This window comes from Corynebacterium sp. MSK006 (assembly GCF_030232385.1).
In the GTDB taxonomy this organism is placed as follows: Bacteria; Actinomycetota; Actinomycetes; order Mycobacteriales; family Mycobacteriaceae; genus Corynebacterium; species Corynebacterium frankenforstense_A.
Genome location: NZ_JASPJZ010000001.1, coordinates 122,404 through 146,125 on the forward strand (window position 1 = coordinate 122,404; position 23,722 = coordinate 146,125).

Consider the following 23,722-nt stretch of genomic DNA (forward strand, 5'->3'; position numbering starts at 1 on the left):
GGCCGAGGTTGACGACGCTCACAGCATGGCCTCCCTCTGGTAGGCGGCGCGCTCGGGCGTCCACGGTTGCTCGCGGGTGGAGACGAGGATCTCGGCCATGTGGATCGCGCGGATGCCGGTGCGCTGGCGCGAGAGCGAGCCGACGATGTTCATCAGGCAGGAGGAGTCGCCGGCGGTGACGTACTCGGCGCCGGTGGACTTGATGTTGCGCACCTTGTCCGAGACCATCGCCGCGGAGACCTCCGCGTTCTTGACGGAGAAGGTGCCGCCGAAGCCGCAGCACTCCTCGTAGTTGGGCAGGTCGACCAGCTCGAGGCCCTCGACGGCGTCGAGCAGCCGGTAGGGCCGGTCGCCGACCTCGATGAAGCGCAGGGAGTGGCAGGAGGCGTGGTAGGTCACCCGGTGCGGGAACCAGGCGCCCAGGTCGGTGCGCTGCTCGACGTCGCAGAGGAACTCGCACAGCTCGTAGGTCTTGTCTGCGGCCCGCTGGGCGCCATCGACGAGGGCGGAGTCGCCGTAGCGCTCCGCGATGCGCACGTGCTGTTCGCGCACGGCGCCGGCGCAGGAGCCCGAGGGGGCGACCACGCAGTCGATGGACGGGTCGGCGAAGGCGTCGGCGTAGGTGCGGATGATCGGCACCGCCTCACGCTGGTAGCCGGTGTTGATGTGCATCTGTCCGCAACAGGTCTGGCCCTCGGGGAAGACGACCTCGTGACCCAGCCGGGTCAGCAGGATCGCCGTGGCCTTGTGGGCGTCCGGGAAGAGTGCGTCGCCGATGCACGTGGAGAAGAGCGCGATGCGCATGTGAGCGGCTCCTGGGGAGTATTCGGCGTGAAGACGGACGTCCGCTCCGCCGAACTCGCCGGGGTCGTCGTGAGACGTCTGCGACGGGGGTGGTGGGGTGGGCGTCCGGGTCCTTGGGGCACCCCCGATCCTAGCGCAGAAATAGTTGACACGCCCACGGGTAAAGCTTGCGACCTGCGGTTATTAATGCAATGAGGGTGTTGCGTTATTCCGTTTGCTGTCGAAGAAAATGTCCGGTCGTTTCCGGTTCGTCTACCCCGTCGGGGGTGGCGCGCCGGGTGTGACGTGCACCGCCGAGTCTGCCGCCGCGCCCCCGCGCGGGCCCCGGGGACGCCGCCGAGGGGGGTGACCGGGGTCGAAGATGGGGTCGAAGATAGGGACGATGCACCTCTTTCAACGCCCCGGCCGTGCCGGACGCGCGCGACCTGTGCGTTAGAATCTGCGCCCATGACACCTGCAGCCCTCGGAGAACTCATCGGCACCACGGCCTCGGCCGTCTTCGCCGACCACAACCTCGATACCGCGGTGCTCCCGGAGACCGTGACCGTCGAGCGGCCGCGCAACCCGGAGCACGGCGACTACGCCACCAACCTGGCCCTGCAGGTGGCCAAGAAGGCCGGCGTCAACCCCCGCGAGCTGGCCGGCTGGCTGGCCGAGGCGCTCGGCGCGGACGACGCCGTCGCCTCCGCCGAGGTCGCCGGTCCCGGCTTCCTCAACATCCGCCTGGCCGCGGCCGCCCAGGGCGAGATCGTCGCCCGCATCCGCGAGGCCGGCGCCGCGTTCGGCCACGCCGACACCTACGCCGGGCGCCGCATCAACCTCGAGTTCGTCTCCGCCAACCCGACCGGCCCGATCCACCTGGGCGGCACCCGCTGGGCCGCCGTCGGCGACTCCCTGGGCCGTGTGCTCGAGGCCGCCGGCGCCGAGGTCACCCGCGAGTACTACTTCAACGACCACGGCCGCCAGATCGACCGCTTCGCGCGCTCGCTGGTCGCCGCGGCCAAGGGTGAGCCCACCCCGGAGGACGGCTACGGCGGCGACTACATCGCCGACATCGCCCGGCGCGTCGTCGACAAGCGCCCCGACGCGCTCGACCACGAGCCGGAGGAGACGCAGGAGATCTTCCGCGCCCAGGGTGTGGAGATGATGTTCGCCCACATCAAGTCCTCCCTGCACGAGTTCGGCACCGACTTCGACGTCTTCTTCCACGAGAACTCGCTGTTCGAGTCCGGCGCCGTCGACGCCGCCATCCAGAAGCTCAAGGACAACGGCGAGCTCTACCTCGCCGACGGCGCCTGGTGGCTGCGCTCGACCGACTTCGGCGACGACAAGGACCGCGTCGTCATCAAGTCCGACGGCGACGCCGCCTACATCGCCGGCGACATCGCCTACATCGGCGACAAGATCGACCGCGGCCACGACCTGTGCATCTACATGCTCGGCGCCGACCACCACGGCTACATCGCCCGCCTGAAGGCCGCCGCCGTGGCCCTGGGCTACCGCGCCGAGCAGGTCGAGGTGCTCATCGGCCAGATGGTCAACCTGCTGCGCGACGGCCAGGCCGTCAAGATGTCCAAGCGCGCGGGCACCGTGATCACCCTCGACGACCTCGTCGAGGCGATCGGCGTGGACGCCGCCCGCTACGCGATGATCCGCTCCTCGGTGGACAGCTCGCTGGACATCGACCTGGATCTGTGGGCCTCGCAGTCCAACGACAATCCCGTCTACTATGTGCAGTACGCCCACGCGCGCCTGTGCTCGCTGGACCGCAAGGCCGCCGAGACCGGCGTCGAGCTTCCGGCGGCCGACCTCGCCGCGCTCACCGACGAGCGCGAGGGCGAGCTCATCCGCACCCTCGGCGAGTTCCCGGCCGTGGTCACCGCCGCCGCCGAGCTGCGTGAGCCGCACCGCGTCGCCCGCTACGCCGAGCGCCTGGCCGGTGTCTTCCACCGCTTCTACGACAACTGCCCGATCCTGCCGAAGGCGGACGAGGAGCCCACGGCCCTGCACGCCGCGCGCCTCGAGCTCGCGCGCGCGTCGCGTCAGGTGCTCGCCAACGCCCTCGGCCTGCTCGGCGTCACCGCGCCGGAGCGGATGTAAGGGGGACGCCAGGTGACCGTCCCGAAGAACATACCGGAGTCCGTCCGCCAGACCGTCGCGGCGTTCAAGGCCCAGGGCCGCACGGCCGAGGAGGCCTTCAACGAGCTGCCGGCCAACGTCTGGCCGACCAACGCGCGCCGTCAGGAGGACGGCGTGGTCACGATCGCGGGCGTGCCGCTGCCCGAGATCGTCGAGGAGTACGGCGCGCCCGTCGTGGTCGTCGACGAGGCCGACTTCCGCCTGCGCGCCCGCCAGCTGGCCCGCGCGTTCGGCGGCCCGGACCACGTGCACTACGCCGCCAAGGCCTTCCTGACCCGCCAGATCGCCCGCTGGGTCGACGAGGAGGGCCTGAGCCTCGACGTCGCGAGCGCCGGCGAGCTGGCCATCGCGCTGGCCTCCGGCTTCCCCGCCGCGCGCATCACCGTGCACGGCAACAACAAGACGCGCGGCTTCCTCGAGCAGTGCGTGCGCGCCGGCGTGGGCCACGTGGTGCTGGACTCGCCCGGCGAGCTGCAGATGCTTGACGACGTCGCGCGTGCCGCCGGTGCGGTCCAGTCCGTGCTGGTGCGTGTCACCCCCGGCGTGGAGGCGCACACCCACGAGTTCATCGCGACCTCGCACGAGGACCAGAAGTTCGGCTTCTCGCTGGCCTCCGGCGCGGCCTTCGAGGCCGTGCGCGACGCGCTGGCGGCCGAGGGCCTGCACCTCGACGGGCTGCACTGCCACGTCGGCTCGCAGGTCTTCGACGCCGAGGGCTTCTCGCTCGCCGCCCAGCGCGTGCTGGGGCTCCTGGGCCGTGTGGTCGACGAGCTGGGCCCGGAGTACGGCGGGCGCGAGGTGCTCGCCGAGGAGCTCAGCCTGCTCGACCTCGGCGGCGGCTTCGGCATCGCCTACACCGCCGAGGAGGACCCGCTGGACGTCGCCGGCGTGGCCCGCGACATGCTCTCCCAGGTAGCCGCGCACGCGGAGGCCTCCGGGGTGCCGGCGCCGAAGGTGATGGTCGAGCCGGGCCGCGCGATCGTCGGCCCCTCCGCGGTGACCGTCTACGAGGTCGGCACGGTCAAGGACGTGCCGATCGACGAGGGCATCACGCGGCGCTACCTAGCCGTCAGCGGCGGCATGTCGGACAACATCCGCCCGATGCTCTACGACGCCAACTACGACGCCCGCCTGGTCAACCGCTTCACCGAGGGCGAGGCCGTCGCCGGCCGCGTCGTGGGCTCGCACTGCGAGTCGGGCGACATCCTCGTCCACGACCTGATGATCCCGGACGACGTCGGGGTCGGCGACCTGGTCGCCCTGGCCGCCACGGGCGCGTACTGCCTGGCGATGTCCTCGAACTACAACGCCGCCTGCCGCCCGCCGGTGGTCGTCGTCGACGGGGGAGAGGCGCGCCTGATGGTGCGCCGCGAGACCGTCGAGGACCTCATGGCCCGCGAGGTGCTCTGAGGCCCCGAGGGCCCCTGCCGAGCCCCCTGCGTCGTGCAAAATGAACAGCATGGTCTATAGTGTCGGGACATACCCGTTCTGACGCTTGAGGCAGGAGAGAGATGACGACGCAGCAGCATGACGCCGCCCGGTACCCGACCGCGGCGGCCCGCGAGAATCGTCCGGTGGGCATCGCCCTGCTGGGCTACGGCACGGTCGGTTCCGAGGTCCTGCGGCTGATGACCGAGAACTCCGAGGCTCTCGAGCACCGCATTGAAGGTCCCTTCGAGCTGAAGGGCGTGGCCGTCTCGGACGCGTCGAAGCCCCGCGAGGGCGTGGACCCGGCGCTGATCACCGACGACGCGCGCAGCCTGGTGCTGCGCGACGACGTCGACGTCGTCGTCGAGGTCATCGGCGGCATCGACTACCCGCGCGAGCTCGTGCTCGCCGCGCTCAACGCCGGCAAGTCCGTGGTCACCGCCAACAAGGCCCTGGTCGCCGCGCACGCCGACGAGCTGGCCGTCGCCGCGGACGCCAACAACGTCGACCTCTTCTACGAGGCCGCCGTCGCCGCCGCGATTCCGGTGGTCAACATGCTGCGCCGCTCGCTGGCCGGCGACCAGATCCGCCGGATCTCCGGCATCGTCAACGGCACCACGAACTTCATCCTCGACGCCATGGACGCCACCGGCGCCGACTACGAGGACGCCCTGGCCGAGGCGACCCGCCTGGGCTACGCCGAGGCCGACCCGACGGCCGACGTCGAGGGCCACGACGCGGCGAGCAAGGCCGCGATCCTGGCCTCGATGGGCTTCTACACCCGCGTGCGCTTCTCCGACGTGAGCTGCGAGGGCATCACCGGCGTGACCGCCGAGGACATCGAGGCAGCCAAAGCCGCCGGCGACACCATCAAGCTGCTGGCGATCTGCGAGAAGATCACCGGAGAGGACGGCACCGTGTCCGTATCCGCCCGCGTCCACCCGACCCTCGTGCCGCGGGAGCACCCGCTGGCCAGCGTGTCCGGCTCCTACAACGCCGTCTTCGTCGAGGCCGAGGGCGCCGGCGACCTGATGTTCTACGGCAACGGCGCCGGCGGTGCCCCCACCGCCTCGGCCGTGCTCGGCGACGTCGTTGGCGCGGCGCGCAACAAGTACCTCGGCGGTCGCGCCCCGAAGGACCTGACCTACGCCGACCTGCCGATCGCCGACCCGGGCGACGTGCCCACCCGCTACCACATCGACCTGCGCGTCCACGACCGCGTCGGCGTGCTGGCGGACCTGGCGCAGACCTGCGCCTCGCGCGGCATCTCGCTGCGCACCGTGCGCCAGGAGGAGGGCTACGACGTCGACGGCCACGAGGCCGCCCGCCTGATCCTGGTCACCCACACCGCCCGCGAGCACGACCTGGCCGACTTCGTCTCGGACCTCAAGGCCCACGACGACGTCCTGGCGGTCAAGTCGGTCATCCGGCTGGCCGACTAGGGCCGGCGGGGCAGCGGACGAACAGAGGAGGAGCAAGAACATGGCAGTGGAACTCGAGGTCGGTCGCGCCGTCACCGTGCGCGTGCCCGGCTCCTCGGCGAACCTGGGTCCCGGCTTCGACACGATGGGCCTGGCGCTGGACATCCACGACACCGTCGAGGTCGAGGTCATCGACTCCGGCCTGGAGATCGAGATCCACGGCGAGGGCGCGGCCGACCTGCCGCGCGACGCCTCGCACCTGGTGGTCAAGGCCATCACCGCCGGTCTCAATGCCGCGGACGTCACCGCCCCCGGCCTGCGGGTGACCTGCACGAACACGATCCCGCAGTCGCGCGGGCTCGGCTCCTCGGCCGCGGCCGCCGCCGCCGGTGTGCTCGCCGCCAACGGCCTGGCCGACTCCCCGCTCAGCGAGGAGCAGCTCGTCCAGCTGGCCAGCGCCTTCGAGGGCCACCCGGACAACGCGGGCGCCTCGGTGCTCGGCGGCGGCGTGGTCTCCTGGATCGAGATCCCCGTCGACGGCGTGAGCCATCCGGTCTACCGAGCCGTGCGCATCCCCGTCGACGAGCGCATCCGCGCCACCGTGCTCGTGCCGTCCTTCCACGCCTCCACCCAGGCCGTGCGCCGGGTGCTGCCCAGCCACGTCACGCACACCGACGCCCGCTTCAACGTCTCGCGCACGGCGGTGCTCTCCGTCGCGCTGCAGGCGCACCCGGAGCTGCTCTGGGAGGGCACCCGCGACCGGCTGCACCAGCCGTACCGCGCGGACGTGCTGCCCGTGACCGCGGAGTGGGTCAACCGCCTGCGCAACCGCGGCTGGGCGGCCTACCTCTCGGGCGCGGGCCCGACCTGTGCGGTGCTGTCCACCGAGCCGGTGGACCCCGCGCTTCTCGACGCCGCCCGCGAGGAGGGCCTGGCCGTCTACGAGCTCTCCGTGGCCGGCGGGCCGACGGTCACCCCGTCCCGGGCCTGACCGGCCGGGGGCCGGGGACTAGGGCCGCACGCAGAGGGTGCAGCGGCCCTTCTCGGTCAGGGGCAGCATCGTCGTCTCGGCGGTCGAGGTGGCCCCGAAGTACTCCTCGATGACGCCCTCGTGGATCGCGCAGACGACGGGGGAGGGGGCCGTCTCCCCGGCGACGAAGGGGCAGGCGCGCAGCGAGACCACGCGCGCGCCCTCCTCGGGGTCCTCGGTGAGGTCGCCGCGCGACTCCGGCTCGTCGGCCGGGTCGAAGCCGAGCTGACGCAGCCGCTGGACCAGCTGGTCGAATGCGGCGTCGGCGCCGACGCGCCCGCCCTCGTCGGCCAGCGTCATCTTGCGCGCCCACCGGCGCCCGATGCGGTGCGCGGTGGCGAAGCGCTCCTCGGGGTCCGGGGTGCGCGCGGTCAGGTCGTCCGCCATGATCTCGATGAGCGAGAGGTACTCGCGGGCGATGGCCCGGTTGTCGGGCAGCCGGGCGGAGAAGAGGATCGTCGGGCGGCCGCGGCCGTGGATCGGGGCGGTGGCCGTGTGCACGGCGCCGTGGGCGAGCAGCTCGTCGAGGTGACCGCGCACGGTGTTGGCGTGCATGCCGAGGATCTCGGAGAGTTGGGCGACCGAGACGCCGGCGGGGTGCTCGCGCAGGGCGGCCAGGACCTCGCGCTGCTTGGGGCTCAGCGGCAGGGTCTCGGAGAACAGCTCGGTGGCGGGCCGCGGTGCCCGGCGGCGGGCGGGAGCTCCGGTACGCATACCTTTTATCGTACCCCGTAGAAAACGGGTGTCAGCGCTTGCCCGGGCCCATGAGGGCGACGACGTCGAAGTCGCCGGCGGCCAGGTGGGCGCGCAGGTCCTTCTTGTCGAACTTGCCCACCGAGGTCTTGTCGATGTGGCGCACGAAGGTCCAGTACTCGGGCAGCATCCAGCTGGGCAGCTGGTTGCGCAGCCGCCCGCGCAGGCGCTCGGCGGTCTCGGCGTCCTCCGGGACGTCGGGGTGGACCACGGTGACCACCAGCGGGCGCTCGCCCCACTTGTCGTCGGGGTAGCCGATGACGGCGGCCTCGACGACCTCGGGCGACTCCATGACCATGTTCTCCACCCCGGCCGAGTAGATCCACTCGCCCCCGGAGCGGATGACGTCGCGGGCGCGGTCGTGGACGGTCAGGTAGCCGTCCTCGGTCACGGAGCCGACGTCGCCGGTGCGCAGCCACCCGTCGGCGGTGAACTGGACCTCCGGCGTCTCGGCGGCGCGGTCGTCGGCACCCGCGCTGTCGGCGCCGACGTAGTAGGAGCCGGCGACCAGGGGACCGCGCACCTGGATCTCGCCCTGGTTGCGGTCGGTCGCGGAGACGACGCGGCCGTCGTTGACCACGCGGTAGTCCACGGTGGCGGGGAAGCGGCCCTGGCTGGTGCGGTAGGTCCAGCGCGCCTCGCCGGAGGCGCCGGCCGGCGGGCGGGCCACCGAGCCGACCGTGGAGGTCTCCGTCATGCCCCACACGTGCACGACGTCGACGCCGTAGCGCTCCTCCCACATCGACAGCAGCACCGGCGGGGCCTGGGAGCCGCCGACGAAGATCTCGGTCAGGCTCATCCGCTCCGGCGGGTGGTGCATGTAGTGCACGAGCAGCTGCATCCACACCGTGGGCACGCCGTGGGCCACGCGCGGGTGGGTGGCGGCGATCAGCTCGGCCAGGGTCTCGCCGGAGACGTCGGCGTCGGGCAGCACCAGCGGGGTGCCGGCCATGAAGGCGGCGAAGGGCACCGCCCAGCTGAGCACGTGGTAGATCGGCACGCAGCACAGGAAGCTCTGGCCGTTGGAGACGGCCATCGAGTCGGTGCCCAGCAGCGTCAGCGCCGTCAGGTACAGCGAGCGGTGGGAGTAGGCGACCCCGCGGGGCTCGCCGCCGGTGCCGGTGGAGTAGCACAGGGCCGCGGCGTCGTTCTCGTCGGGCACGGGCCACGCGTAACGGGTGGCGCGACCGTCGAGAAGCGCCTCGTAGGAGTGGACGCTGACCCCCTCGGGCAGCTCCACGTCGGGCAGCTCGGTGCCGATGAAGACGACGTGGCGCACCCCGGGGCAGCCCTCGAGGACCTCGGCGAGCCGGGCGGCCAACCGCGGGTCGGCGATGACGACCTGGCCCTCGGCGTCGTTGACGATGTGCCGGATCTGGCTGACCATCAGCTGCTTGTTCAGCGGGTTGAAGACGGCGCCCATGCACGGCACGGCGAACATCGTCTCCAGGTGCTCGGCGCAGTTGAACATCAGGGAGGCCACCCGCGCGTCCCCGGAGACGCCCAGCTCGTCGCGCAGGGCGTGGGCCAGCGCGGCGGCGCGGGCGGCGATCTGGGCGAAGGTGGTCTCCTCGCCCCGGCCGTTCTTCCACGTGGTCACACGGGTCCGGCCGTGCACCGAGGCGCCGTAGGAGAGGATGCGGGCCACGGACAGTGGTATGTCCTGCATCGTCGACTGCATGTGCCCCACACTACCGCCGGGGGTCGAAGTTCCACCGTCGTGGTGCCATGCGTTAGACTTGTCGCCGGATTGGCCGGGTGCCCGCCCGAATGTGGGGCCCGCCCCCCTCCCGGGGCAGTTGCCCGACCCGCACGCGTGATTCAGCGGCGGAGACGGAGGGGAGACACGGCCGACCGGCATCGTCAGGCCCGAGGGGTGCACCGGGGTGCGCCCGCACGCGATTTTCCGGGCCGCGAGAAGTCTCCACCCGGGCCGCGCGCGCCGCGTCTCCACCGCCGTGGGCCGCACCCGGAGCCACGAAAGGACATCTGTGACGACACAGGACAGCACCACCCCTGCCGCCGGCGGGGACCTCGCCGGAATGCGCATCCCCGAGCTGAAGGCCATGGCCGCCGGGATGGGCATCAAGGGGTTGTCGGGCAAGCGCAAGGCCGACATCATCGCCGCGATCCAGGCCGGGGGTGGCGGGCAGGTGTCCGCGAAGCAGCCGACGAAGAGACAGGACCAGAACCGAGCCGTGGACAACGAGAGCAACGAGAACAAGGGCGGCGAGGGCCGCGACGAAGCCCGGGGCAGGCAGCACGACGCACAGCAGGACGGCCAGGGCCACAAGGACGGCCAGAACCACTACGAGTCCCGCTCCCAGGCGCGTCGCGCCCGCCGCAACCGCGCCCGCCAGGCCCAGCGCGAGCAGGAGAACCAGGACAACGGTTCCCGCGACGGCGGACACGACGGCGGCAACACCGGCGACGGCCACAACAACAACGGCGGCAACAACGACGGCGGCCACAACGACGGCAACCACGGCAAGGGGCGGCGCCGCGAGCGTCGTCGCCGCGGGCGTCGTAACCGCGACGGCAACAACAACCAGAACAACGGCAACAGCAACCAGCAGGGCGGCCGCAACCAGAACCTCGAGGACCTCGAGCCGGTCGCGGGCATCCTGGACATCGTCGACAACAACGTCGCGTTCGTGCGCACCACGGGTTACCACCCCTCGGAGAAGGACGTCTACGTCCCCAACCAGCTGATCAAGCGCTGCGGCCTGCGTTCCGGCGACGCCGTGACCGGCCGGATCTCCGCCGGCGGCGCCCAGGTGCGCGGTCGCGGCCGCAACCGCCAGAAGTTCAGCAACCTGGCCCACGTCGAGACCGTCAACGGCCTGAGCGTGGGGGAGGCCCGCCAGCGGCCCGACTTCGCCAAGCTGACCCCGCTGTACCCGAACCAGCGCCTGCGCCTCGAGACCGAGCAGAAGGTCCTGACCACCCGCGTGATCGACCTGATCATGCCGATCGGCAAGGGCCAGCGCGCGCTGATCGTCTCCCCGCCGAAGGCCGGCAAGACCACCATCCTACAGAACGTGGCCAACGCGATCTCGACGAACAACCCGGAGTGCCACCTCATGGTCGTCCTCGTCGACGAGCGCCCCGAGGAGGTCACGGACATGCAGCGCAGCGTCAACGGCGAGGTCATCGCCTCGACGTTCGACCGCCCGCCGAGCGAGCACACCGCCGTCGCGGAGCTGGCCGTCGAGCGCGCCAAGCGCCTCGTCGAGCAGGGCAAGGACGTCGTCATCCTGCTCGACTCGATCACCCGCCTGGGCCGCGCCTACAACAACTCCTCGCCGGCCTCCGGCCGCATCCTCTCCGGCGGCGTGGACTCCAACGCCCTCTACCCGCCGAAGCGCTTCCTGGGCGCCGCCCGCAACATCGAGCACGGCGGCAGCCTGACGATCATCGCCACCGCCATGGTGGAGACCGGCTCGGCCGGCGACACGGTGATCTTCGAGGAGTTCAAGGGCACCGGCAACGCCGAGCTCAAGCTCGACCGCAAGATCTCCGAGCGCCGCGTCTTCCCGGCCGTCGACGTCGGACCGTCCGGCACCCGCAAGGACGAGCTGCTGCTCGCCCCCGAGGAGGCCCGCCTGGTGCACAAGCTGCGCCGGATCCTGGCCGCCCTGGACAACCAGGCCGCGATCGACCTGCTGATCAAGCAGCTGAAGAAGACCAGGAGCAACGGCGAGTTCCTCATGCAGGTCGCCTCGAGCGCCCCGATGGCCGCCGACAAGGACGTGGAGGACTACCTGTGAGCACCGAATCCACCCGCGTCGACGACGTCCTGTCCGAGTACCAGGGCATCGAGGCCCAGATGGCCGACCCGTCCCTGGCCGGCGACCAGGACGCCTTCCGCCGCCTGTCCAAGCGCTACGCCGAGCTCAAGCCGGTCGTGCAGGCCCACGAGGAGCACGAGAAGGTCGTCGCCGACCTGGCCGACGCCCGCGAGCTGGCCCACGAGGACCACGACTTCGCCGCCGAGGCCGAGCGACTGGCCGCCCGCGAGGTCGAGCTCGAGGAGAAGCTGGCCGACCTGCTCGCCCCGCGCGACCCGCACGACGGCGACGACATCATCATGGAGGTCAAGGCCGGCGCCGGCGGCGAGGAGGCCGCGCTCTTCGCCGGCGACCTGGTGCGCATGTACGAGAAGTTCGCCGACAAGCACGGCTTCATCTACGAGGTCCTCGACCTCGCGGAGTCGGACCTGGGCGGCGTGAAGGACATGACGCTGTCGATCCGCTCGAAGCACCCGGGCCGCGACGGCGCGTGGAGCGTCTTCAAGTTCGAGGGCGGCGTCCACCGCGTCCAGCGCATCCCCGTGACCGAGTCGCAGGGCCGCATCCAGACCTCGGCCGCCGGCGTGCTCGTCTACCCGGAGCCCGAGGAGGTCGGCGAGGTCGAGATCGAGGACAAGGACCTGCGCGTCGACGTCTACCGTTCCTCCGGCAAGGGCGGCCAGGGCGTCAACACGACCGACTCGGCCGTGCGCATCACCCACCTGCCCACCGGCATCGTGGTGACCTGCCAGAAGGAGCGCTCCCAGATCCAGAACAAGGCGCGTGCCATGCAGGTGCTGGCCGCCCGCCTGCAGCAGATGCAGGAGGAGGCCGCGGAGGCCGAGGCCGCCGAGGGGCGCGCAGCCCAGGTGCGCACGATGGACCGCTCCGAGCGCATCCGCACCTACAACTGGCCGGAGAACCGCATCTCCGACCACCGCATCGGATTCAAGGCCAACAACCTCGACCAGGTCCTTGACGGCAACCTCGACGACCTCTTCGACGCCCTGCGCACCGCCGAGCGCGCCGAGCGCCTCGAGGCCGAGTGACCGGCGCCTGGCGCGCCGAGCTGCGGGCCGCCGCCGGGCGCCTCGCGGCCGCCGGCGTCGAGTCCCCGGCCGCCGACGTGCGGCTGCTGGCCGCGCACCTGGCCGGCTGTGCGCCGCTGGAGGTCGGCTTCCTCGACGCCGCGCCCGCGGGCTTCGCCGAGGCGCTGGCCCGCCGGGAGCGCCGCGAACCGCTGCAGCACATCACCGGCACGGCCGCCTTCGGCCCGCTCGACATCGCCGTCGGGCCGGGCGTGTTCATCCCGCGCCCCGAGACCGAGGTGCTCGCCGACTGGGTGGTGCGCCGCCTGCGCGGCGTGCCCGCACCCCGGGTGGTGGACCTGTGCACCGGTTCCGGCGCGCTGGCCTGCTACATCGCCCACGAGATTGACGACGCCGCGGTGGTCGCCGTGGAGCTTTCCCCCGACGCGGCCACGTGGGCGCGTCGCACCGTGGCGGACAACGGCCTGGGCGGGCGCGTCACCGTCGTCGAGGGCGACGCGACCGACGCCGGGCTGCTGGCAGACATGGCCGGCGGCGTCGACGCCGTGGTGTGCAACCCGCCGTACGTGCCGGCCGCGGGACCGGTGGCCCCCGAGGTAGACGCCGACCCGGACCTCGCCGTCTACGGCGGGGAGTCCGGCATGGACGTCATCGAGAAGCTCCTGGACCCGGTCGCGCGCCTGCTGCGCCCGGGCGGGGTCTTCGGTATCGAGCAAGACGACACGACCGCCGCGGAGACGGCGGCGCTCGTCGACGCGACCGGCCGGTTCACCCCGGCGGAGCACCTGTGCGACCTGGCGGGGCGGGAGCGCTTCGTCACGGCCGCTAGACTGTGATTCCGCGCCCGGGAGGTCCGGACGCGGCAGAGCCTTGAAGAAGGGACCCACGTGGGAAACATCTACAGCTGTCTCGACGCCGCGAAGCGACGCGACGCCGTGCGGGCCGCGGCCGAGGCCGCCCGCTCCGGTGAGCTGGTGGTCACCCCGACCGACACCGTCTACGGCATTGGCGCGGACGCCTTCAACAACCCGGCGGTGGCCGCGCTGCTGGCAGCCAAGCACCGCGGACCGGACTACCCGGTGCCCGTGCTCGTCGGCTCCTGGGACACCGTCGCCGGCCTGACCTCCGGCGTCGACGAGCGCACCCGGGCCCTGGTCGAGGCCTTCTGGCCCGGCGGGCTCTCGCTCGTCGTGCCCGAGGCGCCTTCGCTGCCCTGGGACCTCGGCGACACCCGCGGCACCGTGATGGTGCGCATGCCGAATCACCCGGTGGCCCTGCAGCTGCTGCGCGAGGTCGGCCCGATGGCCGTCTCCTCGGCCAACATCCACGGCCACCCGGCGCCGACGTCGGCCGCCGCGGCGCGCCAGCAGCTCGGCGACCCCGTGTCCGTCTACCTCGATGCCGGGGAGGCGACCATCGGGGAGCCCTCCACGATCGTCGACATGTCCGGTGCGACCCCGCGCATTCTGCGCGCCGGCGCGGTGCCGGGGGAGCGCATCGCCGAGGTCCTCGGGCTCTCGCCCGAGTCCATCGGGGCCGTGGCTGAGGACGAGGCAGCGGACGCCGCCGCGGCAGGGGATGAGGAATAACCTGTGGGCGTCGGTGTGGCGGGCGTGCCCCTGCGCGAGCTCGGACTCGTGCTCCTCGTGGGCGCCGCGGTGACCTTCCTGGTCACCGGGCTGATCCGCTACGCCCTCGTGCGCACGGGCCGGATCGCGGAGATCCGCAAGCGCGACGTGCACACCCAGCCCACCCCGCAGCTCGGCGGGGTGGCGATGTTCACCGGCTTCATTGCCGCCGTATTCCTGGCCAGCCAGCTGCCCGCGCTCACTCGCGGGTTCTTGCCCGTGACCCCGGAGATGAGCGCGGTGCTCTGGGCCGGCTTCGTCATCGTCGTCGTCGGCGCCATCGACGACCTCTATGAGCTCGACGCGCTGAGCAAGCTCGTCGGGCAGATCCTCGGCGCCGTCGTGATGAGCCTGCTGGGCCTGAACTGGACGCTGCTCTACGTCCCGGTGGGGGAGGGCACCACCGTCGTCCTCGACCAGGTCCAGTCCACGGTCTTGACCACGGTGTTCACCGTGCTGCTCGTCAACGCGTTGAACTTCGTCGACGGGCTCGACGGCCTGGCCGCCGGACTCGGCGCGATCGCCGGCGGCGCACTCCTGCTGTACTCGCTGACCGTCCTGCACGACCAGGGCGGGGCCGTGGCCGCCTACCCGCCGGCGATCATCGCCGCGGGCCTGGTCGGCATCTGCCTGGGCTTCCTGCCGCACAACTTCGAACCCTCGCGCATCTTCATGGGCGACTCGGGGGCCATGCTCATCGGCCTTTTGCTCGCGGCGGCCGCGACCTCGACCTCCGGCAAGATCAACATGTCGCTCTACGGCACCGTCGACATGATCGCGCTGGCCAGCCCCATCATCGTCGTGGCCGCGGCCGTCTTCGTGCCCGTGCTCGACCTCGTGCTCGCCGTCGTGCGCCGCGTCTCGGCGGGCCGGTCGCCCTTCGCCGCCGACCGCATGCACCTGCACCACCGCCTGCTGCGCCTGGGCCACACGCACCGGCGCACAGCCCTGGTGCTGTACCTGTGGTGCTCCGTCTTCGCCTTCGGGGCGGTGTCCTTCTCCGTGGTCCCGCCGCCCGTGGCGGCGGGCGCCACCGCGCTCGCGCTCGTGCTCGCCGCGGCGGCCACGCTCGTGCCCCTGCGCGACGGCCGCATCGGGCCCGTGAGGCACCGCGCCGGCTGAGCGCGACGTCGGCAAGCGGTAGTGTTGACGGGCGTGAACGACACCGGAAACGACGCCCCCATCAACGAAGGCGACCACGACGACCCGCGCCGGCCCCTGCAGAGGGCGGTGCGCCAGGGTGGCATCGCGCTGCTCGTGGTCACGGTCGTGTCCCTGGTCGCGTGGGGGTGGGCACGTGACCTGCCCGGCATCTGGGGGGTCCTGATCGGCGCCGCGATCGGCGGCGGGTTCGTTCTGCTCACCGCACTGAGCGTGCTGCTGACCTCGGGCACCTCGGCGGCCACCACCGGCGCGGTCGTCCTGGGCGGCTGGCTGCTGAAGCTCGTCGTGCTCGTCGTCGTGCTGTTCGTGCTGCGTGGCATGGACTTCTACGACACCTGGGCGTTCTTCGTCACCGTGGTCGTCGCCCTGGTCATCGTGCTCGCCTGCGAGGCCTACGCGGTGATCACCACCCGGGTCACCTACCTGTCCGACAAGGGCTGACGACCATCCGGACACCGGCGCGCCCGGGCCGGGGGGAATTCGGGGGTGAGTCCAGTCGGACAAACACACAGCGGGCTGATAGCCTGTTACGCGGGTCGCCTCAGCGTGGGCCAACGGAACCGTCTCCGACGGGGCCGGTTCTCCGACGTTGGGGCCTGTTCCCCTGCGGCCATTCCGGGATGAGCGACGGAGTCACGGTGGCCGCGGAATGACTGGCACGACCTCCATCGCACCGTGCGGAGCCCGCCGGCCGCCGCACGGCCCCTAGAACGGGAGAGAACGCTGAGCGTTACGACACTGGCCATGAAGGGGGAGTTTCACGCCCCCGAACTGGACCATGAATTTTTCCCGGGGTTCATGAAAGACGGCGAGGCCCACAACCTCATCTTCACGGGCTTCGCCAACGGCTGGTTTGCACTGGACCGCCTGATGATCGTCCGCCTGATTATGGCGGCGGTCCTGGTGGTCTTCTTCCTTGTCGCCATGCGGAACCCGAAGATCGTTCCGCGTGGGGTGCAGAACGTCGCCGAGATCGCGCTCGACTTCGTGCGCGTGCACGTCGCGGAGGACATCCTCGGTAAGAAGGAGGGGCGTCGGTTCCTGCCGATCATCGCCACCATCTTCTTCACTGTCCTCGTGATGAACGTGGCGACGATCATTCCGGGCCTCAACATCTCGCCGAACGCGCGCATCGGTATGCCGTTGACGCTGGCGGTCGTTGGGTACATCGCGATGATCTACGCGGGGAGCAAAGAGTACGGCTTCGGCAAGTACATGAAGTCCTCGCTGATCGTCCCGAACCTCCCGTGGCCCCTCCACTTCCTGGTGGTGCCCATCGAGGCCTTCTCGACGTTCGTCATGCGGCCGGTCACCCTGACCCTCCGTCTGATGGCGAACTTCCTGGCCGGTCACCTCATCCTGGTCCTGCTCTACAGCGCCACGAACTTCTTCTTCTGGCAGCTGAACGCCTGGACCGCGATGTCGGGGCTGACCATCGTCGCGGCGATCCTGTTCACGCTCTACGAGTGCATCATCATCTTCCTGCAGGCGTACATCTTCGCCCTGCTGGTCGCGGTGTACATCGAGCTGTCGCTGCACGCGGACTCGCACTGACAAGGCGCGAACCACGCGGTCAACTTCATAACCCCAAGAGCACACACCTCGTCCGGGGCCAGGAATAAGAGGGCCCGGACACCAAGAAAGGGAACGACTTTCTCATGAACGACATCATCCTCGCTCAGGCCGACGCCGCCGCTGCCGCCACCCCGCACCTCGGTGCCATCGGCTACGGCATCGCCACCATCGGGCCGGGCCTCGGCATCGGCATCCTCGTCGGCAAGGCCCTGGAGGGCATGGCCCGCCAGCCCGAGATGGCCGGCCAGCTGCGTACCACCATGTTCCTGGGCATCGCGTTCGTCGAGGCACTGGCCCTGATCGGCCTGGTGGCCGGCTTCCTGTTCACCAGCCTGTAAGAACACACGCAGCAGCACGAAGAACGGTTTCACATGACGAACGTCATCACCTACCTTGCGGCGGAGACGTTGCCCCTCGAGTCGGGCAACTCGATCCTCCTGCCCAAGCCCTACGACATCGTCTGGTCCATCATTCCGCTGCTGGTCATCCTCTTCATCTTCTGGAAGTGGATCCTTCCGAAGTTCCAGGAGGTCCTGACCGAGCGTGAGGACCGGATCGAGGGCGGTATCCAGCGCGCCGAGGCCGCCCAGGCCGAGGCGAAGGCCGCCCTGGAGAAGTACAACGCCCAGCTGTCCGAGGCCCGTGCCGAGGCCAACGAGATCCGCGAGCAGGCGCGTGAGCGCGGCAAGCAGATCCAGGCCGAGATGCGGGCGGAGGCGAGCGAGGAGTCCTCGCGCATCGTCGCCTCCGGCGAGAAGCAGCTCGAGGCCTCCCGACAGAGCGTGATCGCCGAGCTGCGTCAGGAGATGGGGCAGAACTCGATCAACCTGGCCGAGCGTCTGCTCGGCGGCGAGCTGTCGGACGCCACCAAGCGCTCCGGCACGATCGACTCGTTCCTGTCGGACCTGGACAGCCTCCCGGCAGGGAAGTGAGTGGGTAGTATGCACGCAGCAAGCCGCGACGCACTGTCGCATTCCTTTGTGAGCCTCGACGCGATCGTCGGTGACGACGTCGCCGCCGCGGCCACGACGGGCACCGAGCTCTTCGAGGTCGTCGAGCTCCTCGACGGGAACCGCCAGCTGCGCGTCGCCCTGGCCGACCAGGCCGTCGACGCCGAGTCTCGCTCCCGGCTGGTCGACGACCTCTTCGGCGGCAAGGTCGCAGGCACCACCCTCGACGCCGTGAAGGCGGCCGCGGGCCGTACCTGGTCGACGCCGCGACAGTTCCGCACCGGTCTGGTCGCGATCGGCCGCCGCGCGATCTTCCGCGCCGCGAACGCCGAGGGCCAGCTCGGACAGGTCGAGGACGAGCTCTTCCAGCTCGCCCGCCTGCTGGAGCGGGAGCCGCGGCTCACGCAGCTGCTGAGCGACGCCACGGTCGACGGTGACCGCCGGCGTTCGTTGGCCGCGTCCGTCCTCTACGGCAAGGTGTCCAAGTACGCCGAGGCCCTCGTCCTCCAGGTCGTGGGTCGCCCCGAGCACGGTCCGGTCGACGACGTCGACGCACTCGTCGCCGAGGCCGCGGAGTTTACCGGCCGGGAGGTCGCCCACGTGGTCTCCGCCGGCGAACTGGATGACCGGCAGCGCCAGGCGCTGGCCGAGAAGCTGGGCCGTGTTTACGGCCGGGACATCTCGGTGCACACCCAGGTCGACGAGTCGCTCCTGGGTGGCGCCACCGTCAAGGTGGGCGACGAGCGGATCGACGGTTCCCTGCGGGGCCGCCTGAACCGCCTCCGCGCCCAGATGGTCTAGTGCGGACGCTTGACTTTTAAAGATATTGAACGAAACTACCGAGAGCAGGAAGAACATGGCGGAGCTGACGATCTCCTCCGATGAGATCCGTAGCGCGATAGCGAACTACACCTCGAGCTTCTCCGCGGAGGCCTCCCGAGAGGAGGTCGGCGTGGTCGTCTCGGCCGCGGACGGCATTGCCCAGGTTTCGGGCTTGCCTTCCGTTATGGCCAACGAGCTCGTCGAGTTCCCCGGCGGCGTCATCGGCGTCGCGCAGAACCTCGACACCGACACCATCGGTGTCGTTGTGCTGGGCAACTTCGAGGAACTTGAAGAGGGCGACGAGGTCAAGAGGACCGGCGAGGTCCTGTCCATCCCGGTCGGCGAGGACTTCCTCGGCCGGGTCGTCAACCCGCTGGGCCAGCCGATCGACGGTCTGGGCCCGGTGGAGAGCGAAGAGGACCGCGTGCTGGAGCTGCAGGCCCCGACGGTGCTGCAGCGCCAGCCCGTCGAGGAGCCGATGCAGACCGGCATCAAGGCCATCGACGCGATGACCCCGATCGGCCGCGGTCAGCGACAGCTGATCATCGGCGACCGTAAGACCGGCAAGACCGCGGTGTGCATCGACACCATCCTCAACCAGAAGGCCAACTGGGAGTCCGGCGACAAGGACAAGCAGGTCCGCTGCATCTACGTCGCCATCGGCCAGAAGGGCACCACGATCGCCGGCGTGCGCCGCACGCTCGAGGAGCACGGCGCCCTGGACTACACCACGATCGTGGCCGCCCCGGCGTCCGACTCCGCCGGCTTCAAGTGGCTGGCGCCCTTCGCGGGTGCCGCGCTGGGTCAGCACTGGATGTACCAGGGCTACCACGTCCTGGTCATCTACGATGACCTGACCAAGCAGGCCGAGGCCTACCGCGCCATCTCGCTGCTGCTGCGCCGTCCGCCGGGACGCGAGGCGTACCCCGGTGACGTGTTCTACCTGCACTCCCGCCTGCTGGAGCGCGCGGCCAAGCTCTCCGACGACATGGGCGCCGGCTCGTTGACCGCCCTGCCGATCATCGAGACCAAGGCCAACGACGTCTCGGCGTTCATCCCGACCAACGTCATCTCGATCACCGACGGGCAGGTCTTCCTGGAGTCGGACCTGTTCAACCAGGGTGTCCGCCCCGCAATCAACGTCGGTGTCTCCGTCTCCCGTGTCGGTGGCGCCGCGCAGACCAAGGGCATGAAGAAGGTCGCCGGTTCGCTGCGACTCGACCTGGCCGCGTACCGCGACCTCGAGGCCTTCGCCACCTTCGCCTCCGACCTGGACTCCGCGTCCAAGGCCCAGCTGGAGCGCGGCGAGCGCCTCGTCGAGCTGCTCAAGCAGCCGGAGAGCTCCCCGCAGGCCGTCGAGTTCCAGATGGTCTCGATCTACCTCGCCAACGAGGGCTTCTTCGACGTCGTTCCCGTCGAGGACGTGCGCCGCTTCGAGGCGGAGCTGCAGGAGTACCTGCGCCAGCACACCCCGGAGGTCTACGAGCAGATCGACGGCGGCGCCCCGCTGACCGACGAGTCCAAGGCCGCCCTGGCCCGCGGTGCCGAGGAGTTCACCAAGACCTTCCAGGCCTCCGACGGCCGCCCCGTGGTCAACGACCCCAAGGTCGACGCGCTGGACGAGAGCGAGATCGAGAAGAACAAGCTCACGGTCTCCCGCAAGAAGACCAGCAACTAGTCGGGGAGGACGCATGACCCACGAGATGATGAAGGAAAGGAGGGACGTTATCCATGGCTAATCTTCGCGAACTGCGCGACCGCATCCGGTCCGTCAACTCGACCAAGAAGATCACCAAGGCCCAGGAGCTGATCGCTACCTCGCGCATCACCAAGGCACAGAACCGCATGAACGCTTCCGTGCCCTACGCCGAGGAGATCCAGAAGGTCGTGGAGCGTCTCGCCAGCGCGTCCTCTCTCGACCACCCGATGCTCAGCGACGACGGCGGCAAGGTCGCCGCGGTGCTCGTGATCTCCTCTGATCGCGGCATGTGCGGCGGCTACAACCACAACGTCTTCAAGAAGACGGCCGAGCTGACCAAGATGCTCGAGGAGGCCGGCTACGAGGTCGTCCTCTACGTGACCGGCTCCAAGGGAATCGGTTACTACCAGTTCCGGGGCACGGAGCTGGCGGGCGCCTGGAGCGGGTTCTCGCAGGACCCGAACTGGGACATCACCCACGACGTGCGCCGGCACATGATCGACGGCTTCCTCGCCGGTTCGGCCGGGACCGCGAAGACCCGCGAGGGTCTGACCGACCCCGAGCACGACGGCGTTCGCGGCTTCGACCAGGTGCACGTGGTCTACACCGAGTTCAAGTCGATGCTCTCGCAGGTGGCGCGTGCGCACCAGCTGCTGCCCATCGAGCCTGTCATCGAGAACGAGGACTTCGAGCTGGGCGACGGCATCCTGGAGGACGCCGGCGATCAGCCCGAGCCCGACTACGACTTCGAGCCGGACCCGGACACGCTGCTCGAGGCGCTGCTGCCCAAGTACGTCTCGCGCACGCTGTTCTCGATGTTCCTCGAGTCGGCGGCCTCCGAGTCGGCCTCGCGGCGCACCGCCATGAAGTCGGCGACGGACAACGCCACTGAGCTGGTCGATAACCTCTCGCGCGTGGCCAACCAGGCCCGTCAGGCGCAGATCACGCAGGAAATCACAGAGATCGTCGGTGGCGCTGGCGCGCTCGCCGAAAGCGGAGAAAGAGACTGATTATGAGTACAGCTCTCAACGAGCATGAAGCACAGCAGGCGACGGCCGCTGGCCGCGTCGTGCGCGTCATCGGTGCTGTCGTCGACGTGGAGTTCCCGCGCGGCGAGCTGCCGGCACTGTACAACGCGCTGAAGGTCGAGGTCACCCTTCCGGCCGTCGCCAAGACCATCACCCTCGAGGTGGCGCAGCACCTGGGCGACAACCTGGTGCGCACCATCTCCATGGCCCCGACCGACGGCCTGGTCCGCGGCGTCGAGGTCATCGACACCGGCAAGCCGATCTCGGTACCGGTCGGCGACGTGGTCAAGGGCCACGTCTTCAACGCCCTGGGCGACTGCCTGGACGCGCCGGAGCTCAACGACGACGAGTCGATTGAGCGCTGGGGCATCCACCGCGACCCGCCGCCCTTCGACCAGCTCGAGGGCAAGACCGAGATCCTGGAGACGGGCATCAAGGTCATCGACCTGCTGACCCCGTACGTCAAGGGCGGCAAGATCGGCCTGTTCGGCGGCGCCGGCGTGGGCAAGACGGTGCTCATCCAGGAGATGATCACCCGTATCGCCCGCGAGTTCTCCGGTACGTCGGTCTTCTCCGGCGTCGGTGAGCGCACCCGTGAGGGCACGGACCTCTTCCTCGAGATGGAGGAGATGGGCGTGCTCCAGGACACCGCGCTCGTGTTCGGCCAGATGGACGAGCCGCCGGGAGTCCGTATGCGCGTCGCCCTGTCCGGCCTGACCATGGCGGAGTACTTCCGTGACGTGCAGCACCAGGACGTGCTGCTGTTCATCGACAACATCTTCCGCTTCACCCAGGCCGGCTCCGAGGTGTCGACCCTGCTGGGCCGCATGCCGTCGGCCGTCGGTTACCAGCCGACCCTGGCCGACGAGATGGGCGTCCTGCAGGAGCGAATCACCTCGACCAAGGGCCGTTCGATCACCTCGCTGCAGGCCGTCTACGTGCCCGCCGACGACTACACCGACCCGGCCCCGGCGACCACGTTCGCCCACCTGGACGCGACCACCGAGCTCGACCGTGGCATCGCCTCGAAGGGCATCTACCCCGCGGTGAACCCGCTGACCTCGACCTCCCGCATCCTGGAGCCGTCGATCGTCGGCGAGCACCACTACGAGGTGGCGCAGCGCGTGATCAACATCCTCCAGAAGAACAAGGAGCTCCAGGACATCATCGCGATCCTGGGCATGGACGAGCTGTCCGAGGAGGACAAGATCACCGTCCAGCGTGCCCGTCGCATCGAGCGCTTCCTGGGCCAGAACTTCTTCGTGGCCCAGAAGTTCACGGGCCTGGAGGGCTCCTACGTCCCGCTGAAGGACACCATCGACGCCTTCGAGCGCATCTGCAACGGTGAGTACGACAACTACCCGGAGCAGGCCTTCAACGGCCTCGGTGGCCTGGACGACGTCGAGGCGGCCTACAAGAAGATGACCGAGAAGTAGGGGGTCGCCATGGCTGACATCACCGTGGAACTGGTCTCCGTGGAACGGAAGCTGTGGTCGGGTAAGGCCACGATCCTGACCGCGCAGACCACCGAGGGTGAGATCGGCGTGCTGCCCGGGCACGAGCCGATGCTCGGCCAGCTGGCCGAGAACGGCGTCGTGACGGTCCGACCCGTCGACGGCGACCGCCGCGTCGCCGCCGTGCAGGGCGGATTCCTGTCCGTCTCGAAGGAGAAGGTCACCGTCCTGGCCGACTGGGCCGAGTGGGCCGACGAGGTCGACCGCGCCCAGGCCGAGGCCGACGCCGACTCCGACGACGAGATGGTGCGCGGCCGCGGCCAGGCCGCCCTGCGTGCGCTGCAGCGCCTGGAGGAGGCCTAGCGCTCCGGTACACCTTTGGAACCACCCCGTACCCGCCACCGGCGGGGGCGGGGTGGTTCTTTGTCGTCTGCGCGATAGACTTGCCCAAAGGGATCCGGGAGGTCCGTGGCAGGCTCGCGTAAAGGAGTTCCCCCGAGTGACGGTCGTTGTCTGGGTGTTCGTGGCGGTTCTGGCCGTCGGGGCGGCGCTCGCCGCGCGCCGGTTCCTCCTGCTGCGCTCGACGGGGGCGACCGTGGTCCTGCGCCGGCTGCCGGCCAACGGCGCCCACGGCTGGCGCCACGGACTGGTGCGCTACGACGGGGACTTCCTGCACTATTACAAGCTGCGCTCGATCGCGCCGGGGCCGGACTCGACCTTCCACCGCGTGGAGCTCACGCTGGGCCGCCGCCGCGAGCTGACCCCCAGCGAGGCCGCGTTCATGCCCGACGGCTACCACGTGCTCTCCTTCCGCAGCGCCGGCGCCGAGTGGGAGATCGCCTGCGCCCCGCACGCCGAGATGGGCTTCACCGCCTGGCTGGAGTCCGCCCCGGACGTCCGCCAGGAGCGCCCGGACTTTTACCGCCTACGCGCCCGCATCCGCCGCGAGCGCCGCGAACGGCGGCGCTGAGCCCCGCGGCACGCGTG

At 70.3% G+C, this 23,722-nt stretch carries 22 protein-coding genes; 19 read left to right on the forward strand and 3 right to left on the reverse strand.

Annotation, left to right across the window (positions count from 1 at the left end):
• Window positions 1–18: 18 nt before the first annotated feature.
• Window positions 19–804, reverse strand: coding sequence for a (Fe-S)-binding protein (locus QQA02_RS00585; RefSeq protein ID WP_284862958.1), 786 nt, complete (start codon window positions 802–804; stop codon window positions 19–21).
• 447 nt (window positions 805–1,251) lie between these two features.
• Between QQA02_RS00585 and argS the strand changes: the two genes are divergently transcribed.
• From argS to thrB, 4 genes are all read left to right on the forward strand, one after another.
• Window positions 1,252–2,904 (forward strand): arginine--tRNA ligase, encoded by a 1,653-nt coding sequence (argS, locus tag QQA02_RS00590; protein ID WP_284862959.1) that lies wholly within the window; start codon window positions 1,252–1,254, stop codon window positions 2,902–2,904.
• 105 nt (window positions 2,905–3,009) lie between these two features.
• Window positions 3,010–4,353, forward strand: coding sequence for a diaminopimelate decarboxylase (gene lysA / locus QQA02_RS00595; protein ID WP_502870960.1), 1,344 nt, complete (start codon window positions 3,010–3,012; stop codon window positions 4,351–4,353).
• Window positions 4,354–4,454: 101 nt separating this feature from the next.
• Window positions 4,455–5,813, forward strand: a complete 1,359-nt coding sequence (locus tag QQA02_RS00600) for a homoserine dehydrogenase (protein ID WP_284862960.1) — start codon at window positions 4,455–4,457, stop codon at window positions 5,811–5,813.
• Window positions 5,814–5,853: 40 nt separating this feature from the next.
• Window positions 5,854–6,783, forward strand: a complete 930-nt coding sequence (gene thrB / locus QQA02_RS00605; RefSeq protein ID WP_284862961.1) for a homoserine kinase — start codon at window positions 5,854–5,856, stop codon at window positions 6,781–6,783.
• 18 nt (window positions 6,784–6,801) lie between these two features.
• Here thrB and QQA02_RS00610 read toward each other — a convergent pair whose 3' ends face one another.
• Together QQA02_RS00610 and QQA02_RS00615 are read right to left on the reverse strand one after the other, a co-directional pair.
• A complete protein-coding gene (locus QQA02_RS00610; RefSeq protein WP_284862962.1) occupies window positions 6,802–7,536 on the reverse strand; it encodes a helix-turn-helix transcriptional regulator in 735 nt (244 codons plus the stop codon).
• Window positions 7,537–7,567: 31 nt separating this feature from the next.
• Window positions 7,568–9,256: a long-chain fatty-acid--CoA ligase gene (locus QQA02_RS00615; protein ID WP_284862963.1), complete on the reverse strand. Its 1,689-nt coding sequence runs from the start codon at window positions 9,254–9,256 to the stop codon at window positions 7,568–7,570.
• 361 nt (window positions 9,257–9,617) lie between these two features.
• On the opposite strand from QQA02_RS00615, the gene rho reads away from it, so the two are divergent.
• From rho to QQA02_RS00690, 15 genes are all read left to right on the forward strand, one after another.
• Complete coding sequence (rho, locus tag QQA02_RS00620) at window positions 9,618–11,345, forward strand: transcription termination factor Rho (protein ID WP_284863049.1); 1,728 nt, start codon at window positions 9,618–9,620, stop codon at window positions 11,343–11,345.
• The gene (prfA, locus tag QQA02_RS00625; RefSeq protein ID WP_284774047.1) at window positions 11,342–12,415 is read left to right on the forward strand and encodes a peptide chain release factor 1; all 1,074 of its coding nucleotides are present in this window, start codon (window positions 11,342–11,344) and stop codon (window positions 12,413–12,415) included. Before rho ends, prfA begins: the two co-directional genes overlap by 4 nt.
• Window positions 12,412–13,251: a peptide chain release factor N(5)-glutamine methyltransferase gene (gene prmC, locus QQA02_RS00630; protein WP_284862964.1), complete on the forward strand. Its 840-nt coding sequence runs from the start codon at window positions 12,412–12,414 to the stop codon at window positions 13,249–13,251. Before prfA ends, prmC begins: the two co-directional genes overlap by 4 nt.
• A 51-nt stretch (window positions 13,252–13,302) precedes the next feature.
• Complete coding sequence (locus QQA02_RS00635) at window positions 13,303–14,004, forward strand: L-threonylcarbamoyladenylate synthase (RefSeq protein ID WP_284862965.1); 702 nt, start codon at window positions 13,303–13,305, stop codon at window positions 14,002–14,004.
• 3 nt (window positions 14,005–14,007) lie between these two features.
• The gene (locus QQA02_RS00640) at window positions 14,008–15,165 is read left to right on the forward strand and encodes an MraY family glycosyltransferase (protein ID WP_284862966.1); all 1,158 of its coding nucleotides are present in this window, start codon (window positions 14,008–14,010) and stop codon (window positions 15,163–15,165) included.
• Window positions 15,166–15,189: 24 nt separating this feature from the next.
• Entirely contained in the window at window positions 15,190–15,648 is a 459-nt protein-coding gene (locus QQA02_RS00645; RefSeq protein ID WP_423777757.1) for a Cg1360 family ATP-synthase-associated protein, read from the forward strand.
• A gap of 303 nt (window positions 15,649–15,951) precedes the next feature.
• Window positions 15,952–16,761 carry a F0F1 ATP synthase subunit A gene (gene atpB, locus QQA02_RS00650; protein ID WP_284774056.1) on the forward strand — a complete coding sequence of 270 codons (810 nt, stop codon included), beginning with the start codon at window positions 15,952–15,954 and terminating at the stop codon, window positions 16,759–16,761.
• A 104-nt stretch (window positions 16,762–16,865) separates the two neighbouring features.
• A complete protein-coding gene (locus tag QQA02_RS00655) occupies window positions 16,866–17,120 on the forward strand; it encodes an ATP synthase F0 subunit C (RefSeq protein WP_075664014.1) in 255 nt (84 codons plus the stop codon).
• Window positions 17,121–17,153: 33 nt separating this feature from the next.
• Window positions 17,154–17,714, forward strand: a complete 561-nt coding sequence (locus QQA02_RS00660) for a F0F1 ATP synthase subunit B (protein ID WP_075664013.1) — start codon at window positions 17,154–17,156, stop codon at window positions 17,712–17,714.
• Window positions 17,715–17,723: 9 nt separating this feature from the next.
• Window positions 17,724–18,533 (forward strand): F0F1 ATP synthase subunit delta, encoded by an 810-nt coding sequence (locus QQA02_RS00665; protein ID WP_284862967.1) that lies wholly within the window; start codon window positions 17,724–17,726, stop codon window positions 18,531–18,533.
• 55 nt (window positions 18,534–18,588) lie between these two features.
• Window positions 18,589–20,232: a F0F1 ATP synthase subunit alpha gene (atpA, locus tag QQA02_RS00670; protein ID WP_284863050.1), complete on the forward strand. Its 1,644-nt coding sequence runs from the start codon at window positions 18,589–18,591 to the stop codon at window positions 20,230–20,232.
• 53 nt (window positions 20,233–20,285) lie between these two features.
• Window positions 20,286–21,263 carry a F0F1 ATP synthase subunit gamma gene (locus QQA02_RS00675; RefSeq protein WP_284774060.1) on the forward strand — a complete coding sequence of 326 codons (978 nt, stop codon included), beginning with the start codon at window positions 20,286–20,288 and terminating at the stop codon, window positions 21,261–21,263.
• A 2-nt stretch (window positions 21,264–21,265) separates the two neighbouring features.
• Window positions 21,266–22,717 (forward strand): F0F1 ATP synthase subunit beta, encoded by a 1,452-nt coding sequence (gene atpD, locus QQA02_RS00680; RefSeq protein WP_284774062.1) that lies wholly within the window; start codon window positions 21,266–21,268, stop codon window positions 22,715–22,717.
• Between the two features lie 9 nt (window positions 22,718–22,726).
• The gene (locus QQA02_RS00685) at window positions 22,727–23,098 is read left to right on the forward strand and encodes a F0F1 ATP synthase subunit epsilon (RefSeq protein ID WP_284862968.1); all 372 of its coding nucleotides are present in this window, start codon (window positions 22,727–22,729) and stop codon (window positions 23,096–23,098) included.
• Between the two features lie 136 nt (window positions 23,099–23,234).
• Entirely contained in the window at window positions 23,235–23,705 is a 471-nt protein-coding gene (locus tag QQA02_RS00690) for a DUF2550 domain-containing protein (protein ID WP_284862969.1), read from the forward strand.
• Window positions 23,706–23,722 lie beyond the last annotated feature (17 nt).

What these genes read in the sequence shown, in the direction of transcription:
- QQA02_RS00585 (WP_284862958.1), bottom strand. Translation starts at nt 804, where the DNA reads ATGCGCATCGCGCTCTTCTCCACGTGCATCGGCGACGCACTCTTCCCG.
- argS (WP_284862959.1), top strand. Translation starts at nt 1,252, where the DNA reads ATGACACCTGCAGCCCTCGGAGAACTCATCGGCACCACGGCCTCGGCC.
- QQA02_RS00600 (WP_284862960.1), top strand. Translation starts at nt 4,455, where the DNA reads ATGACGACGCAGCAGCATGACGCCGCCCGGTACCCGACCGCGGCGGCC.
- thrB (WP_284862961.1), top strand. Translation starts at nt 5,854, where the DNA reads ATGGCAGTGGAACTCGAGGTCGGTCGCGCCGTCACCGTGCGCGTGCCC.
- QQA02_RS00610 (WP_284862962.1), bottom strand. Translation starts at nt 7,536, where the DNA reads ATGCGTACCGGAGCTCCCGCCCGCCGCCGGGCACCGCGGCCCGCCACC.
- QQA02_RS00615 (WP_284862963.1), bottom strand. Translation starts at nt 9,256, where the DNA reads ATGCAGTCGACGATGCAGGACATACCACTGTCCGTGGCCCGCATCCTC.
- rho (WP_284863049.1), top strand. Translation starts at nt 9,618, where the DNA reads ATGCGCATCCCCGAGCTGAAGGCCATGGCCGCCGGGATGGGCATCAAG.
- atpB (WP_284774056.1), top strand. Translation starts at nt 15,952, where the DNA reads ATGAAGGGGGAGTTTCACGCCCCCGAACTGGACCATGAATTTTTCCCG.
- QQA02_RS00655 (WP_075664014.1), top strand. Translation starts at nt 16,866, where the DNA reads ATGAACGACATCATCCTCGCTCAGGCCGACGCCGCCGCTGCCGCCACC.
- QQA02_RS00660 (WP_075664013.1), top strand. Translation starts at nt 17,154, where the DNA reads ATGACGAACGTCATCACCTACCTTGCGGCGGAGACGTTGCCCCTCGAG.
- QQA02_RS00665 (WP_284862967.1), top strand. Translation starts at nt 17,724, where the DNA reads ATGCACGCAGCAAGCCGCGACGCACTGTCGCATTCCTTTGTGAGCCTC.
- atpA (WP_284863050.1), top strand. Translation starts at nt 18,589, where the DNA reads ATGGCGGAGCTGACGATCTCCTCCGATGAGATCCGTAGCGCGATAGCG.
- QQA02_RS00675 (WP_284774060.1), top strand. Translation starts at nt 20,286, where the DNA reads ATGGCTAATCTTCGCGAACTGCGCGACCGCATCCGGTCCGTCAACTCG.
- atpD (WP_284774062.1), top strand. Translation starts at nt 21,266, where the DNA reads ATGAGTACAGCTCTCAACGAGCATGAAGCACAGCAGGCGACGGCCGCT.
- QQA02_RS00685 (WP_284862968.1), top strand. Translation starts at nt 22,727, where the DNA reads ATGGCTGACATCACCGTGGAACTGGTCTCCGTGGAACGGAAGCTGTGG.